The organism is Bradyrhizobium sp. USDA 3650 (assembly GCF_054057395.1).
In genome coordinates, this window is record NZ_JBSRZG010000001.1 from 8,021,291 (window position 1) to 8,035,919 (window position 14,629).

14 protein-coding genes, 1 tRNA gene and 2 pseudogenes are annotated in these 14,629 nt (G+C 64.2%); 10 read left to right on the forward strand and 7 right to left on the reverse strand.

Annotated elements, in window-relative coordinates:
- Positions 1-161: 161 nt before the first annotated feature.
- The 3 genes from ACVIN2_RS37950 (at position 162) to ACVIN2_RS37960 (ending at position 3,505) form a co-directional block, all read left to right on the forward strand.
- A complete protein-coding gene (locus ACVIN2_RS37950) occupies positions 162-2,177 on the forward strand; it encodes an acetyl-CoA carboxylase biotin carboxylase subunit (RefSeq protein ID WP_456769513.1) in 2,016 nt (671 codons plus the stop codon).
- 165 nt (positions 2,178-2,342) lie between these two features.
- Entirely contained in the window at positions 2,343-3,209 is an 867-nt protein-coding gene (locus tag ACVIN2_RS37955) for an isocitrate lyase/PEP mutase family protein (RefSeq protein ID WP_456769514.1), read from the forward strand.
- Positions 3,206-3,505, forward strand: coding sequence for an acylphosphatase (locus ACVIN2_RS37960; RefSeq protein WP_456769515.1), 300 nt, complete (start codon positions 3,206-3,208; stop codon positions 3,503-3,505). Before ACVIN2_RS37955 ends, ACVIN2_RS37960 begins: the two co-directional genes overlap by 4 nt.
- 8 nt (positions 3,506-3,513) lie before the next feature.
- Here the strand turns inward: ACVIN2_RS37960 and ACVIN2_RS37965 are convergent.
- Positions 3,514-5,035 (reverse strand): annotated as a pseudogene (locus ACVIN2_RS37965) (ATP-binding protein).
- Between the two features lie 145 nt (positions 5,036-5,180).
- On the opposite strand from ACVIN2_RS37965, the gene ACVIN2_RS37970 reads away from it, so the two are divergent.
- Genes ACVIN2_RS37970 through ACVIN2_RS37980 form a run of 3 tightly spaced genes read left to right on the forward strand, consistent with a single transcriptional unit; the run spans position 5,181 to position 7,853 of the window.
- Positions 5,181-5,738, forward strand: a complete 558-nt coding sequence (locus ACVIN2_RS37970) for a GbsR/MarR family transcriptional regulator (RefSeq protein ID WP_247286936.1) — start codon at positions 5,181-5,183, stop codon at positions 5,736-5,738.
- A 16-nt stretch (positions 5,739-5,754) separates the two neighbouring features.
- Positions 5,755-6,420 (forward strand): DUF4166 domain-containing protein, encoded by a 666-nt coding sequence (locus tag ACVIN2_RS37975; RefSeq protein ID WP_456769516.1) that lies wholly within the window; start codon positions 5,755-5,757, stop codon positions 6,418-6,420.
- On the forward strand, positions 6,417-7,853 hold the full coding sequence (locus ACVIN2_RS37980) for a TIGR01777 family oxidoreductase (protein ID WP_456769517.1): 1,437 nt from the start codon (positions 6,417-6,419) through the stop codon (positions 7,851-7,853). The genes ACVIN2_RS37975 and ACVIN2_RS37980 overlap by 4 nt, the downstream gene beginning before the upstream one ends.
- Before the next feature lie 12 nt (positions 7,854-7,865).
- Here the strand turns inward: ACVIN2_RS37980 and ACVIN2_RS37985 are convergent, their stop codons facing one another.
- On the reverse strand, positions 7,866-8,720 hold the full coding sequence (locus ACVIN2_RS37985; RefSeq protein WP_456769518.1) for a LysR family transcriptional regulator: 855 nt from the start codon (positions 8,718-8,720) through the stop codon (positions 7,866-7,868).
- Positions 8,721-8,832: 112 nt separating this feature from the next.
- On the opposite strand from ACVIN2_RS37985, the gene ACVIN2_RS37990 reads away from it, so the two are divergent.
- Positions 8,833-9,255 (forward strand): tautomerase family protein, encoded by a 423-nt coding sequence (locus ACVIN2_RS37990; protein ID WP_456769519.1) that lies wholly within the window; start codon positions 8,833-8,835, stop codon positions 9,253-9,255.
- 61 nt (positions 9,256-9,316) lie between these two features.
- On the opposite strand, the gene ACVIN2_RS37995 is transcribed toward ACVIN2_RS37990, so the two are convergent.
- Positions 9,317-10,030: a DNA helicase gene (locus tag ACVIN2_RS37995; RefSeq protein ID WP_456769520.1), complete on the reverse strand. Its 714-nt coding sequence runs from the start codon at positions 10,028-10,030 to the stop codon at positions 9,317-9,319.
- 184 nt (positions 10,031-10,214) lie between these two features.
- Positions 10,215-10,321, reverse strand: a pseudogene (locus tag ACVIN2_RS38000) (lipoyl(octanoyl) transferase LipB); the annotation flags it as partial.
- Positions 10,322-10,470: 149 nt separating this feature from the next.
- On the opposite strand from ACVIN2_RS38000, the gene ACVIN2_RS38005 reads away from it, so the two are divergent.
- Entirely contained in the window at positions 10,471-11,484 is a 1,014-nt protein-coding gene (locus ACVIN2_RS38005; RefSeq protein WP_456769521.1) for a hypothetical protein, read from the forward strand.
- A 22-nt stretch (positions 11,485-11,506) separates the two neighbouring features.
- Here the strand turns inward: ACVIN2_RS38005 and lipB are convergent, their stop codons facing one another.
- Complete coding sequence (lipB, locus tag ACVIN2_RS38010) at positions 11,507-12,244, reverse strand: lipoyl(octanoyl) transferase LipB (protein ID WP_456769522.1); 738 nt, start codon at positions 12,242-12,244, stop codon at positions 11,507-11,509.
- Positions 12,245-12,324: 80 nt separating this feature from the next.
- On the opposite strand from lipB, the gene ACVIN2_RS38015 reads away from it, so the two are divergent.
- Positions 12,325-12,567 (forward strand): FliM/FliN family flagellar motor switch protein, encoded by a 243-nt coding sequence (locus ACVIN2_RS38015; RefSeq protein ID WP_007603171.1) that lies wholly within the window; start codon positions 12,325-12,327, stop codon positions 12,565-12,567.
- A 186-nt stretch (positions 12,568-12,753) separates the two neighbouring features.
- Positions 12,754-12,838, forward strand: a tRNA-Leu gene (locus ACVIN2_RS38020).
- Positions 12,839-12,982: 144 nt separating this feature from the next.
- On the opposite strand, the gene ACVIN2_RS38025 is transcribed toward ACVIN2_RS38020, so the two are convergent.
- Positions 12,983-13,804 carry a DUF2182 domain-containing protein gene (locus ACVIN2_RS38025; protein WP_456769523.1) on the reverse strand — a complete coding sequence of 274 codons (822 nt, stop codon included), beginning with the start codon at positions 13,802-13,804 and terminating at the stop codon, positions 12,983-12,985.
- Positions 13,805-13,869: 65 nt separating this feature from the next.
- Positions 13,870-14,499 carry a DUF1326 domain-containing protein gene (locus ACVIN2_RS38030; RefSeq protein ID WP_456769524.1) on the reverse strand — a complete coding sequence of 210 codons (630 nt, stop codon included), beginning with the start codon at positions 14,497-14,499 and terminating at the stop codon, positions 13,870-13,872.
- Positions 14,500-14,629 lie beyond the last annotated feature (130 nt).

Genomic DNA, 14,629 nt, shown 5'->3' on the forward strand with positions numbered 1-14,629 from the left:
CCGTTTTGGTCTTGCTTCGGTCTTGCGCTGGTACGCCAGAGGACCCGGATTTTGACCGTTGCCTCCGGCCTATTTTGATGTACCACGGGAGCCACACGGCCCTCCCATAGGCTCCAACGGCCAGGGAAGGGTCCCGCCCAAGGTCGAGACTCAAGAAAAGCATGTTCAAACGCATTCTGATCGCCAATCGCGGCGAAATCGCCTGCCGGGTCATCAAGACCGCTCGCCGCATGGGAGTTCAGACGGTCGCGGTCTATTCCGAGGCCGACCGCGACGCCCTCCATGTCGAGATGGCCGACGAGGCCGTGCTGATCGGGCCGCCAGCTGCGGCCGAGAGCTATCTGGTGATCGAGAAGATCGTGGAGGCCTGCCGTAAGACGGGCGCCGAGGCCGTGCATCCCGGTTACGGCTTCCTGTCCGAGCGCGAGGCGTTTCCGCGCGCGCTGGAGGCGGCCGGCATCGTCTTCATCGGCCCCAACCCGGGCGCGATCGCAGCGATGGGCGACAAAATCGAATCCAAGAAGGCCGCCGCGAAGGCAAAAGTCTCGACCGTGCCCGGCTATCTCGGCGTCATCGAGGACGCCACGCACGCGGTCAAGATCGCCGACGAGATCGGTTATCCCGTGATGATCAAGGCCTCCGCCGGCGGCGGCGGCAAGGGCATGCGCATCGCGCATTCGACCTCCGAGGTCGCAGAGGGTTTCAACCTCGCCAAGGCCGAGGCCAAGGCCTCATTCGGCGACGACCGGGTCTTCATCGAGAAGTTCATCGTCGACCCCCGCCACATCGAGATCCAGCTGCTGGGCGACAAGCACGGCAACGTGATCTATCTCGGCGAGCGCGAATGCTCGATCCAGCGCCGCAACCAGAAGGTCATCGAGGAAGCGCCGTCGCCGCTGCTCGACGAAGCCACCCGCCGCAAGATGGGCGAGCAGGCGGTCGCACTCGCCAAGGCGGTGAATTACGACTCCGCCGGCACCGTCGAATTCGTCGCCGGGCAGGACAAGAGCTTCTACTTCCTGGAGATGAACACGCGCCTCCAGGTCGAGCATCCGGTCACCGAGCTTGTCACCGGCGTCGACCTCGTCGAGCAGATGCTCCGCGTCGCCGCCGGCGAGAAGCTCGCGATCACGCAGAAGGACGTCACGCTGACCGGCTGGGCAGTGGAGTCGCGCCTCTACGCCGAGGACCCGTTCCGCAACTTCCTGCCCTCGATCGGGCGCCTGGTGAAATACCGACCGCCGGCGGAAGCGAGCCAGGACGGCATCACCGTGCGCAACGACACCGGCGTGCAGGAGGGCGGCGAGATCTCGATCCATTACGATCCGATGATCGCCAAGCTCGTCACCCACGCGCCGTCGCGCGCGGCCGCGATCGAGGCGCAGGCCACCGCGCTGGATTCGTTCTACGTGGACGGTATCCGCCACAACATCCCGTTCCTGTCGGCGCTGATGCATCATCCGCGCTGGCGCGAAGGCCGGCTCTCCACCGGCTTCATCGCCGAGGAGTTCCCCAAGGGCTTTGCCGTGCGCGTGCCGGAAGGCGAGATCGCACGGCGGCTTGCCGCGGTCGGCGCCGCCATCGATCACGTGCTGGGCGAGCGCAAGCGGCAGATCTCGGGTCAGATGGGCGGCCGCATCGTGCAGCGCGAGCGTCGCCGTGCGGTCTGGCTCGACCGCCAGGAAATCCTGCTGGAGATCGCGCGCGAGGGCGAGGCGGTCGCGGTGCGTTTCGTCGATGCCGACGGCAAGGCCGGCAATGCGCATCTGTTGCAGTCGCCGTGGAAGCCGGGCGATCCGGTCTGGCAGGGCACCATCGACGGCCACGTCGTCGCGGTGCAGGTGCGCCCGATCGCGAACGGCATCCGCCTCGCGCATCAAGGCGTCGAGGTGCCGGTCTATGTCTGGACCGAAGCGGAAGCAGCCTCGGCGCGACTGATGCCGGTGACCACGGCTGCCGACACCGGCAAGAAGCTGCTTTGTCCGATGCCCGGTCTCGTGGTCTCGATCGCGGTGACGGAAGGGCAGGAGGTCAAGGCCGGCGAGACGCTCGCGGTGGTCGAAGCCATGAAGATGCAGAACGTTCTGCGCGCCGAGCAGGACGGCACCGTAAAGAAGATCCACGCCAGCGCTGGCGCGACGCTCGCGGTGGATGCGCTGATTTTGGAGTTTGCTTAGGACCCAATGTCGTCCTGGCGAAAGCCAGGACCCATTACCCCAGGGAGTAGTTGTTGACGGCGATGGTGGCCGTCATTTTCTGCCACCATATCCAATTTGGTAATGGGTCCTGGCTTTCGCCAGGACGACGGCGGGGACGCAATTCGCACTAACCGAGACATCACCATGGCCTTTCGTTCCCGCCGCGAAAAACTGCGCTCGATCCTGTCGGGCGGGACTTGCGTCCATCCCGGCTCGGTCTACGACGCCATCTCGATCCGCATCGCCGAGGATCTCGGTTTCCCGCTCGGCATGTTCGGCGGCTCGGTGGCTTCGCTCGCGGTGCTCGGCGATCCCGACATCACGCTGATCACGCTCACTGAGCTTGCCGAACAGATGCGGCGGATGTCGCGTGCGGCGGCACTTCCGGTGCTGGTCGATGCCGATCACGGCTATGGCAACGCGCTCAACGTGCGCCGCACGGTGCAGGAGCTGGAGATGGCGGGTGCCGCCGGACTCACCATCGAGGACACGCTGCTGCCGGCTGGCTTCGGCGAAGCGAAGACGCAGCTGATCTCGCTGGAGGAGGGCGTCGGCAAGATGAAGGCGGCACTCGACGGCCGCGGCGATCCTTCGCTCGTCATCATGGGCCGCACCGGTGCGGCCTCGATCACCTCGATCGAGGATGCGATCCGCCGCGCCAGAGCTTATGAGGCTACCGGCGTCGATGCGCTGTTCTTCACCGGCATCAAGTCGCGCACCGAGCTCGAGGCGGTCGCATCCGCCACGCGCCTGCCGATTGTGCTCGGCGGCGCGCCGGAGGAGTTGAACGTGCTCGAATACCTCGCTGGCCAGCGCGTGCGCATCGCGCTTCAGGGCCACGCGCCGATCGCGGCCGCAACGCAGGCCGTCTACGAGACGCACAAGGCGTTGCGCGACGGCATCGCGCCGAAGAATCTCAAAGGCCTCCCGTCATCGGACTTGACCAGCCGCCTCACGCGCGAGGCCGACGTCAAGGCGCGCAGCGCCCTTGTCCTCGGACTGAAACAATGAGCCGGGCGATCCTCCAGGTCGTGATCCGCGGCCGCGTACAGGGCGTCGGCTACCGGGCCTGGCTCGAGCATCAGGCGACGACATGCGGTCTCGAAGGCTGGGTCCGCAACCGCCGCGACGGCAGCGTCGAAGCGCTGTTCGCGGGATCGCCGAAGCACGTCGCCGACATGGTGGCGCTGTGCCGCCACGGCCCGCCGTCCTCGCGCGTCGACAGCGTCACCAGCGAGACGGCCGACGTCGATGAGCTGAACTTGCGCCGGGCAGGGGAGGCGTTTTCGGTGTTGCCGACGGTGTAGCTGAAGAATTACCGCGGCAGCTTGGCGATCGCTTCGCTCAATTCGTGGATCTCGTAGGGCTTGCGCAGGATCGGGAAATCGCCGCGCACGCCTGCGGCGACTTCGCTGTAGCCGGTGGCGAGCAGGATCGGCAGGCCGGGGCGGATCTGGCGAAGGTGATGGGCGAGGCTGAGCCCGTCCATCTTGCCAGGCATGACGATATCCGAAAAGACGAAGTCGACGCCGTTCTTCTCGATCTCGCTCAAGGCGGCTTCGGCGTCCGCGACCCGGCGCACCTGATAGCCGAGCTGCTCCAGAAGGCCGATGCTGACGGCGGCCACGTCCGGATTGTCCTCGACCAGCAGTACCGTGCCGCTGCCTTGGAACGCCGGTTCTCCTGCCGCCTCGCGCGATGGTTCGTCTTCTCCGCGCGGCAGGAGGATGGTGAACGTCGTGCCCTTGCCGAGCGCGCTCGCGACCCGGATCGTGCCGCCGGCCTGATGGGCGAAGCCGTGCACCTGGGAGAGACCGAGGCCGGTGCCCTTTCCGATCGGCTTGGTCGTGAAGAACGGCTCGAAGATCTTGTCGAGAACGTCGGAGGGAATGCCGAGGCCGGTATCGCTGACGTCGATCGCGATGAATTCGCCCACGAGGGGATCCTCGTCGAGCACGAGATTGCGCGCTGCGATCGTCACCGTGCCGCCGTCGGGCATCGCGTCACGGGCATTGATGACGAGGTTGAGCAGGGCGGTCTCGAGCTCGGAAACGTCGGTCCTGATCGGCCAGACGTCGCCGCTGACGTCGAAAGCCAGGCGCACGGAGCTGCCGACGCCGGCATCGAGCACCTCGCGGATCGCCGCGATGCGATCGGCGAAGTCGATCGCCTGCGGATTGACGCTCTGCCGCCGTGCGAAGGTGAGGAGCTGGTTGGTCAGCGCGGCGCCACGCCTGGTGGCGGTCTCGATGGCCGAGATCGCGCGCTGAAGCTTGGCTTCGTCGTCGGGCCCCTCGCTTCAGCATGTGGAGGCTGCCGCTGATGATCATCAGGAGGTTGTTGAAATCGTGGGCGACCCCGCCGGTGAGTTGGCCGAGCGCGTCGAATTTCTGGGATTCGGCGAGCTGCTTCTGCATCGCCTCGAGCTTGATCTGGGTATTGCGGCGCTCGGTGATGTCGCGGGTGATTTTGGCGAAGCCGACCAGCTTGCCGTCCTCGTAGATCGGATCGATCACGACGCTGGCCCAGAAGAAGGTGCCGTCCTTGCGGACGCGCCAGCCTTCCTCCTCGTAGCGGCCCTTGTCCCGCGCGATGCCGAGCGCACGGGCGGGCTTGCCGTTGGCGCGGTCGGTCTCGGTGTAGAAACGGGAAAAATGCTGGCCGAGGATCTCCCCGGGCGAATAGCCCTTGATGCGCTCGCCGCCGATGTTCCAGCTGGTGATGATCCCGGTGGGATCCAGCATGTAGAGCGCGTAGTCGGCAACTCCTTCAACTAACAGGCGGAAACTCCGTTCGCTTTCGAACAAGTCCCTCTGCTGACTAGACTTCTCGACCATTCCCGGACCCTGCCTCAACGGGGGCAAACGCAGCACGTGGCGGATTGTTCCCGGGAGTTTGGAACCTTTTTAGGCAATATTGCGAGCCCGTACGCAGCAAGCAAAGGCTCTTGACACCCGATCCTGTCCGTCAGATGTTTCTGTTATGACAGAAACAACCGGAAGAAAGAAACTCCCGGCCGCCGTCGAGCGCTTCATCCTGCATTGGGGTGACATGGGAGACGAGTGGGGCGTCAATCGCTCGGTCAGCCAGATCCACGGGCTGCTCTATCTGGCCGAGGCGCCGATGACGGCCGAGGACATCGCCGACACCCTCGGTATGGCCCGCTCCAACGTCTCCAACTCGCTGAAGGAGCTGCTCGCCTGGAACCTGATCCGGCGCGTCCCGATTCTCGGCGATCGCCGCGACCATTACGAGGCCGAGACCGACATCTGGGAGGTCGCGGCCAGGATCGCGGCGCGGCGCAAGGAGCGGGAGCTTGATCCGGCGATCACAGCGCTCAGAGCCTGCGTGTCCGATGCCGCGGACGATCCGACCATCAATCCGGTCGCGAGCAAACGGCTGAAGGAGATGCTCGCCTTCACAGAGCTCGCCGACCACTGGTTCATGCAAATGCTGAAGGTGCCGCGGCCGCGGCTGGCCGCCTTGATGCGGCTTGGTGAGAAGATCGCCAATCTGCTGCCGCTGGGCAAGGCCAAATAGGTTTGAGGAGGGTGCGATGACGTCGGCAAGATTATCAGGCTCCAACGCATCGACCTTCGCTCACACGAAACTGCTCGACGATCGCCGTTTCCGCGCGCTGCTGTCGGACGAGGATTGGGGCCGGCTGCCGCTGGCGACGTGGCGACGTTTTTCGAAACGCGTTGCCGACGGCGACAGCGTCGTCTATGTCGGTGTGGTCGACGAGATCGGCTTCAGCGACATCGGCTGGTGGTTCGCCCAAGCCGCGCGCCTGATCGGCGGTCCGCTGCCGACCGGCCGCGACACCGGCGTCCCCATCATCGTCACGGTGACCGAAGACGCCGGCGGCGGCGGCCAGACCTGGACCCGCATCTGCGCGCGCAAGCGCGGCTTTCCGCAAGTGATCCATTCCGCCAAACGTTTTGCCGGCCCGACCGGGCTGGAAGAATATGTCGGCTTCGGCGTCTCGATGGCGCTCCGCATCACCGTCGAGGACCAAGCGCTGACGTTTCGCAGCGCCGGCTACGGGCTCCAGTTTGGACGCGTGTGGATTCCGCTGCCGCGATGGCTGACGCCGGGTGATCTCACGGTGACACACAGCGATCTCGGCGAGGGCGCCTTCCGCTTTACCCTCGATGTCATTCATCCGCGTTACGGCGCGCTGATCCACCAGTCCGCCATGTTCAGGGAGGCCGTGTCATGACACAGCTCATGTGGACGCTCATCGCCATCCAGATCGTGATGGGCGTGTTCGACACCTTCTATCACCACGAATTCACCGAGCGCCTGGCCTGGCGTCCGTCACAGCGTTTCGAATTGAAGCTGCACGGCATTCGCAACATGCTTTATGCGCTGCTGTTCCTCGTGCTCGGCTGGCTCGAAGTCCATGGCGCGCTGGCGCTGCTGATCGTCGCGGTGCTGGTTGCCGAGATCGTCATCACGCTGATGGATTTCGTCGAGGAGGATCTCAGCCGAAAACTGCCGCCGAGCGAGCGGATCAATCACACGCTGCTCGCGATCAATTACGGCGCCATCCTGGTGTTGCTGTTGCCGGTGCTGATCGATTGGGCCGCGCAGCCCCTCGGCGTGATGGTCGTGTATCAGGGCCTGCTCAGCATTGCCGCGACGGCGTGTGCGGTCGGCGCGGCACTGTGCGGTGTCAGGGATTTTGCGGCGATGCGCCGGCTCAGCCGCATGAAAAGCGTTCCCGCGCATGGGCTCGTCGAAAAGCTGTCCGGCCGCAAGACGGTGCTGATATCAGGCGCCACCGGCTTCATCGGCAGCCGCCTCGCAGCGAGCCTCAGCGGAGCAGGGCATCACGTCATCGCGCTGATCCGCAATCCCGCGAAGGCCGAGATGCTGCCGCCGCCGGTCACGCTGATCACGAGCCTCGATCAGCTCGCCTCGGACACGCCTATCGATGCCATCGTCAATCTCGCCGGCGAGCCCATCGGCAACGGCCTGTGGACCGAGGCGAAGCGCGCGAAGATTCTCGGCTCGCGCATCGACATGACCGGCGAGATCGTCAAGCTGATCGCGCGGCTCGAACGCAAGCCCGAGGTGCTCGTCAGCGGCTCTGCGATCGGCTGGTATGGCCTGTGGGCCGACCAGGTGCTGACGGAATCGGCGAAGTCGCACGCCTGCTTCAGCCACGAGCTGTGTGCGGCCTGGGAGGCGGCGGCGCGGCCGGCGGAGGAGCTCGGCGTTCGCGTGGTCAATCTGCGCATCGGCCTCGTGCTCGGCACCGAAGGCGGCTTCATCACGCGCTTGCTGACGCCGTTCGAGTTCGGGCTCGGCGGTCCCATCGGCAACGGGCGGCAGTGGATGTCCTGGATCGAGCGCGACGATTTGATCCGGCTGATCGCCTATGTGATGGCGACGCCCGATCTCGCCGGTCCCGTCAACGCCACCGCGCCGATCCCCGTCACCAACGCAAAGTTCAGCGAGGAGCTAGGCCGCCGCCTGCATCGGCCTGCGGTGTTCCGGATTCCCGGCGGCCTGCTGCGCCGGATCGGCGGCGGTTTCGCCGACGAGCTCCTGCTCGGCGGTCAGCGCGTGCTGCCCAACAAGGCGCTGAGCCGCGGTTTTGTGTTCCGGCACGAGACGCTGCGCAGCGCGTTTGAAGCGATCTTGTAGGGCCGTGCGGCGTCAGACCGCCGCCGCACTCCGAAACGTCGCTGCCACCGCGCGCAGCGCCGCCAGCTTGGCGGGATCGCTGACCTTCGAATGTAGCATCACCTTCGAGCTGCCGAGTTTCGGCAGCTTGTGGGTCGGCCCGATGTCGACCAGCCCGGGGGGCGCGATCCGTCGCGCCAGCGGCGCGATTGCAAGTCCGGCGAGCGCGGCTGCAACCACGGCGGTGACGCCGCCGCCGACGAAGCGCTCACGCCATTTCAGGCCGGCTTTGTCGAGCGCGCGCACGGCGATGGCGCGGACCCCACAGGGCGGGGCGAGCGTCGCGAGCGGCAAAGGCTGCCCCTTTGGCACCGTGAAGCGTCGTGACGCGAACCAGCCGAACTCGTCCTCGGCCAGCTTCTCGCCGCCGCGCCGGCTGCCTTCCTGGCGCACGATCACCGCATCCAGTTGGCCCGAATCATAGGCCTCCTGCATCTCGCGCGAGAAGCCGATGGTGACGGCGAGCGTGAGGTTCGACGACATCGCATGCAGGCGTTCGAGCAGGGGTACCAATTCGGCGCCCGCGGCATGGTCGGAGATGCCGAGCGAGAGCGACTGCGCGACTGAGGCCTCGCCCGACAGCGCGCGATCATGCGCCGCGATCAGCGCGCGGGCGCGCTCGAGGAATGTCGCGCCGTCTGCGGTGAGCCGGACCGCGCGCGGCGAGCGCTCGACGAGGCGCTTGCCGAGCAGCGTTTCCAGCCGTTGCAGCTTCAGACTGACCGCCGCCTGGGTCGTGCCAAGCGCTTCGGCGGTCCGCGTAAAGCTCTGGAGGTCGGCGACCAGCAGGAAGGCCTGGACAGTGGCGATGTCGAGCGTTGCTGTCATTATGATATCTTATCACTGGTATCAACAGAGATAAGATACCAAAATGTCGAGGGTGGGTCTAGCTTCTCCCCAACGCCGCGCAACACCTGCGCGACATCCGAGGAGAACGACCATGCCGCTGATCACCGTGTCTTACACCACCTCCCGCCAGTCGCCCTCGCTGAAGGCCGACATCGCGAGCGCCGTGTCCGAGCTCACCGCAAAAATCCTGCACAAGGACCCCGAGGTCACCGCCATCATCGTGAAGTCGGTGGAGGCGGCCGACTGGTTCGCCGGCGGCAAGTCGCTCGCAGAGCAAAAGCTCGCGAGCTACTGGATCGACATCCATGTCAGCGAAGGCACCAACACCAAGGACGAGAAGGCCGCCTATCTCGCCGCGATGTTCCAGCGCATGGCCGGGATCCTGGGCCCGCTGCATCACGAGACCTATCTGCATGTCGACGAGGTCAAGGGCGATGCCTACGGTTTTGGCGGCCTGACCCAGGAGCGGCGCTACATCGCCGGCAAGCTCGAGGTTTCGCCCGAGAAGGCGTGAGGAGGGAGGCCGCGGGTGAATAACCGCACCCGCGGCCTGAACCGGTTGGGCCTCCTGATCGTCAGCCCGCTATTCGAAACTGAACTTCGTCCTTGTTCAGGAAACAAGTCTTGTCGAACAGCTTCAGGTCGAGCGGGTTCGGCAGCCTGACATCGTCCAGGTCAGGGCAAGGCTTGAGCGAGGGATCATAGGAACGGTCGATCTGCGAGATGAAGACGACGATCAATCCCTTGTCGCGCGCGAAAGATTTCAACGCGCGCACCTGAAGGGTGAGGTCGGGATTTTCCCGCCGCTGGTCGAGCAGTTGCAGATAGTCGATCACCACGACCGTGCCGCGCGGTGCCGCGGCCATCTGCTTGACGACGTAATCGGCGCTGATGGCGTCAGAGCAATCGACCTCGAACAGCTTTTCGAATTGCGCCAGGTCCACGCCGATCGCCCGAAAGCGATCGAAGACGTCTTTCTCGGTGTATTCCAGCGAGAAGAACGCCGCGTGATGGCCCGACCGCATCGCCTCCACGGCAAGCTCGAGGCTCATCAGGGTCTTGCCCTGGCCGGGACGCGCGCCAACCAGCACAAGATCACCCGGTTGGAATTGCGGGAAAAGCCGGTTAGCCGGCGTCGCTGCGGCAGCTTTCGCCGCGAGCATGCTCCATGCGGAAAAGCCTTCCGTCGCGGCGATGCGGTCGAGCGCATCGTGCAGCGGAATGCCTTCCTCGCGGGACAGGCGCTTCGCTCTTCGCTTCAGATGATAAATGGGCGCAGACAGTCTCATCGCAAAAACCTCCCATTGCGAGCTGAAACGCAACCCCTCCTTATGCCTGGCGCTCGAACAGTCGGTCCGACGGTCAATTCGCCCGGCATGACATCTACTTTCCCGGCGGAGGGGGGAGGCGTGGGCGACACCAAGATCAAGCGTAGCTGATTCCGGGTTTGCGGAGAATGAGGGAGACCGGAAGTTAGGCCGCTGCTTCCGGCACAAGCGCCCGGGTCCGCCCGAACAGCTCCTCAAAGGCCTTACCGCGGTGTCAAAATCGACCATAGTCACGAGCCGGGTGAGTCGAACAGCGAGGCGATCGTACCGTCCTAACCTGCGGCGCTATTTCGCGGGCGAGGCCAAAAGTTCGCCGGCCCGACTGATTGACACTAAGCGCCGGCCCATCCAGCCTGCGATTGATGATTTGAGCGGTAACGCATTGCTTGGGGATAATAGGTGTGAAGATCGAGCCATCGATAGTTGTTGCGTTGGTTGCCGCTACAGCATCACTCGTCATTGCGGTGATCTCACAGTTTTTCACTCGCAGGAACCAGGTCGCCATCGAGGAGCTTCGGGATAAGATTGGCAGCGAAAAAGCCGAAAGAGACGCCAAGCGCGACTACGAATATGAGGCGCGCAAACGGCTTTACGAGCAATGTGGCCCGATCCTTTTTCAATTGGTCGAGCATTGCGAGGCGGCATATTTCAGGATCGTTGGTCTTGCCGAGACGGCGAAGTCCGGCAACCTAGAGCCCAACGATGAGGATTCGTTTTTGCGTGACGAATACTATCATACGTCCACACTCTATCGGCTCTTGGCTCCCTCCGCGACGCTGAAGTTATTGCAGCGCAGTATCACGTCTGTGGATCTGTCTTTGGATGCATTGATCTGGCGGCAGTATGCCCTCGCGCGACAAGCCTTCTTTGCATTCGGCGCAGAGTTTTCGCTGGCAAAGCTCGATCCGACGCTCGACTACAATCCTTTCGACGAGGACGCGGATCAAAAGGCCAGGGCAAATCCTGAAAAATACTACCGACAAGGTCTGCCGCTCGGGGCCATCGAGGGCGCAATCGAAGCTCTTCTCATTGCGGAGGACGGCAAGATGCGTCTGCTGTCCTATTCGGAATGCGAGGCGGCCTACGCGAAGAAAGCAAGCAGTGTGCGAAAGCAGTTCGATGAGATCAGCTTCCTTATCGACGAGTTCCATCCGCGTTCACGGCCCATATTCTGGCGAATTCTCGTGACCCAAGCCTGCTTGTATCGAGGTATCTTTGAGCAGAGTGAGTTGAAACAGGAAGATTGGGGGGTAGCCAAACTCGCGGTACCCGACAGCGAGCGACCGAGGTTCGACTGGCGGTCTGAGCACGACAAGTCGGTGACCGATGCAGCTGTGTTCACTCCATTGAGCGTCGCCAAAAGCTATCTAGAAGGCCGCATGACTGCGGCCTTGAATCGGATAGCCAGGACTTGACGGCGAACGCACCGGCGCCCGCCTAGGCCGCTGCTTCCGGCATCAGCGCCCGGGTCGGCCCGAACAGCTCCTCGAAGGCTTGCCGAAGCGCGACGTCGACATCGCTCATCGTCACGAGCTGGCCGAGGTCGACCAGCGAGGTGACGCCGTAGCGGGGATCGGCGACGCCGCAGGGCACGATGCCGTCGAAATGCGACAGCTCCGGCTCGACATTGATGGCGATGCCGTGGAACGAGACCCAGCGCTTCAGCCGGACGCCGATCGCCGCGATCTTGTCCTCGTGTTCGGGTCCCTTGTCGGGCCGCTTGACCCAGACGCCGACCCGGTCCTCGCGCCGCTCGCCACGGATGTTGAACGCGGCGAGCGTCCGCAGAATCAGCTCCTCCAGGCTCGCGACATAGGCCCGCACGTCCGGCCGGCGGCGCTTCAGGTCGAGCATGACGTAGGCCACGCGCTGGCCGGGCCCGTGATAAGTGAGCTGGCCGCCGCGCCCGGTGGCAAAGGTCGGGAATCGGGCATCGAGCAGGTCGGTGGCCTTGCCGGAGGTGCCGGACGTGTAGAGCGGGGGGTGCTCCAGCAGCCAGACCAGCTCCGGAGCTTCATCCGCCGCAATCGCCGCGACGCGCGCCTCCATTTCGGCCACGGCCTCCGGATAGGGCACGGGCGCGTCCGAAATCCGCCACTCCACGGGCTCGCCGGAGGAGGCGGAAAACGACGTCAAATCGAGCTCTTGGCGGGGGTTTTGGGGTGAATTAACCATTGGCTAACCATAACCGGGTGATGATCCCAGGCGCAAATACCAAGTCCCTAGTCCTAGTCCCAAGTTGCGGTGGTGCTGAAGTGCCGACTCTCGACAAAGTCACCGTGGATCTCATGGTCGTCCTCGGGACGACAACCATGCCGATCCATCAAGTATTACGTCTTTCCCGCGGCGCCATCATCGAGCTGGACGCAACCGAGGCCGACGAGGTCAAGGTTTTGGCCAATAATCTGCCGGTCGCCTCCGGCGTCGTGCTGGTCGACCGCAACCGGATCGCGGTCGAGGTCAAGCAGATGCTGCCCCGTATCCCGGGCACGCGGTAGCGGCCTGGGCACGCGGTAGCGGCCCGGGCAGGCGGAAAAGCCCGATCCCGGCGCAAGGAGCCGGAACTTTCCCGCCAAGCTTGTGGAATTCAGGGCCCTTGGAGGCTTGTACCCCTCTGATGGATTTGTTAGATCGGCGCCGTTGATCCGGTTGGCCTTCAAAGCCTCAAGCCGGCATCCCCAAAAGCGCTCGTGGCGGAATTGGTAGACGCGCTGCCTTGAGGTGGCAGTGAGTAAAATCGTGGGGGTTCGAGTCCCTCCGAGCGCACCAAGCAAACAGACACGCGAAAGATTGTTTCGCGATTTTCGGTGCCCGCCGTGTTCGCGCTGCGGACCCTGGAACGAGGCATCCCCAAGCCTTCGATGTTCGATCTCGCGGCCGAGAGTCGGCGCGATTGTCGTCCGCGCCTCGCAATCACTTCGGCAAGGTCAGCAGAAGCCACGCGCCCGCGGCCACACAGGCGATGCCGGCAGCGCGCGCGAGCCAGCGTCCCACCGGCGTGACTTTCTCCAAAAGTACAAGCAACGACAAAAGCGCAATCCAGAGCACGTTCATCACGCCGCCCACGAACAACAGCGCCATCAAGACCCAGCAGCAGCCGACACAATAGCCTCCATGCCGAAAACCCAGCAGCAAGCAGCCTCGCAGGTCGCTGCGAAAGCCGCCGTGGCGCATCAGGAACAGAAACGGCGACTGGCATTGGGCGAGACAGATGTCTTTGAGCCGTGTCCATTGATAGACGCCCGCCGCGATCAGCACGATGCCGCCGAGCAGGTTGCTCGCGATCGCCATCCGGGAATCCAGCAGGGCGGCCCGCTCGATCGCCCATTGGAGCAGGGTGGCTGCCAGCGAAAAGCCGCACCAGGCCAGGAGATAGCCGGCGGCAAACCAGCCGGTCGCTGCGAATAGTTTGCCTTGCGCTTTGCCCTGTCGACCTACGCGGGCGTACATCAGGATCATGGGCGCGGCCGAAGGGGCCATCATTCCGACCATCATCACCGCCCACATCAGGAACACATAGGCGAACTCGATTGTTTGCCACGGCTCGTCGGCTGGCAGCATGATTCCGATCCCAGCCGGGATCATGCGGAACTCGGTCATGTCCATGCCGCCCATGTCCATGTCGTTGGCGAGCCAGAGCACATAGCTCCACGCCAGCGCGACCATGAGGACGATCGTGCCGCCGACGATCCAGCGATCGCGCCGCAGCACGGCTTCCAGGGGGCTGTCCGTCATTTGCGATCGATGTTGTGCGATCGATGTTGCCGGCCGCCGATCCAGGCCGGTATCTGGAGTTTACGTCACGCCTGGTTCGACCAGCGGATCGGCGCATAGAGGCCGTTTCTGCCGGAATTATCCCAGCGCATGCCATGATCGCTGAAGGTATTGCCGGCGGCGCCGACGGCCATCACCATGGCGTCGGGGCTGACCGGATGGCCGATGTTCACCCACATCTCGCCGCTCGGATGCATGGTCGGTAGTGGATCGACGGACATGTGCAGGATGCCCGGGATTTCCGCGGACCGCGTCTTGCCCTCGATCCGGAACGTGATCGGGACCTTGCGCACCCCAAGGTTCTTGCTGATCAGCGGCGCGAACGCGGCCATGGGACCGCCGGCACCGCCGGTGAAGATTGCAGCCAGGGCCCCGGTCTGGTCATCGTTGGCGCGCTCATCGATATAGGCGGCCACCGACCAGTCTCCGTCTGCCATGACGCCAGGTGCGTGGAGGATGACGAGCACATTCAGCTCATCGAGCGCGATATCGCCATAGCGGCCGGTCTCGATGTGGAAGATCAGCGGTACGTTGCAGAAGCCCTCGGTCGGTCGCGCGGTCAACGGCGGCGCCGCCGACACCAGGCAGGGGCACACGATGCTGCAATTGCAATTCTCGAAATAGTCACCGGAAAGGTGCCATGGGACATCCGCCATTGCTGTCTCCCGCTTGGCCGAACCCGATAGATGCTTTCGAATGAGCTACGTAGAGTTGAAAATTACGCTTCGTGAGGAAGCACCGCAAGCCGATTCCACCATCGACATACGTCAAGCAAGGTGAGCGTGG

Bases quoted from the DNA above. Each gene is read 5' to 3' on its own strand.
- ACVIN2_RS37950 (WP_456769513.1), top strand. From the start codon at position 162: ATGTTCAAACGCATTCTGATCGCCAATCGCGGCGAAATCGCCTGCCGG.
- ACVIN2_RS37955 (WP_456769514.1), top strand. From the start codon at position 2,343: ATGGCCTTTCGTTCCCGCCGCGAAAAACTGCGCTCGATCCTGTCGGGC.
- ACVIN2_RS37960 (WP_456769515.1), top strand. From the start codon at position 3,206: ATGAGCCGGGCGATCCTCCAGGTCGTGATCCGCGGCCGCGTACAGGGC.
- ACVIN2_RS37970 (WP_247286936.1), top strand. From the start codon at position 5,181: ATGACAGAAACAACCGGAAGAAAGAAACTCCCGGCCGCCGTCGAGCGC.
- ACVIN2_RS37975 (WP_456769516.1), top strand. From the start codon at position 5,755: ATGACGTCGGCAAGATTATCAGGCTCCAACGCATCGACCTTCGCTCAC.
- ACVIN2_RS37980 (WP_456769517.1), top strand. From the start codon at position 6,417: ATGACACAGCTCATGTGGACGCTCATCGCCATCCAGATCGTGATGGGC.
- ACVIN2_RS37985 (WP_456769518.1), bottom strand. From the start codon at position 8,720: ATGACAGCAACGCTCGACATCGCCACTGTCCAGGCCTTCCTGCTGGTC.
- ACVIN2_RS37990 (WP_456769519.1), top strand. From the start codon at position 8,833: ATGCCGCTGATCACCGTGTCTTACACCACCTCCCGCCAGTCGCCCTCG.
- ACVIN2_RS37995 (WP_456769520.1), bottom strand. From the start codon at position 10,030: ATGAGACTGTCTGCGCCCATTTATCATCTGAAGCGAAGAGCGAAGCGC.
- lipB (WP_456769522.1), bottom strand. From the start codon at position 12,244: ATGGTTAATTCACCCCAAAACCCCCGCCAAGAGCTCGATTTGACGTCG.
- ACVIN2_RS38025 (WP_456769523.1), bottom strand. From the start codon at position 13,804: ATGACGGACAGCCCCCTGGAAGCCGTGCTGCGGCGCGATCGCTGGATC.
- ACVIN2_RS38030 (WP_456769524.1), bottom strand. From the start codon at position 14,499: ATGGCGGATGTCCCATGGCACCTTTCCGGTGACTATTTCGAGAATTGC.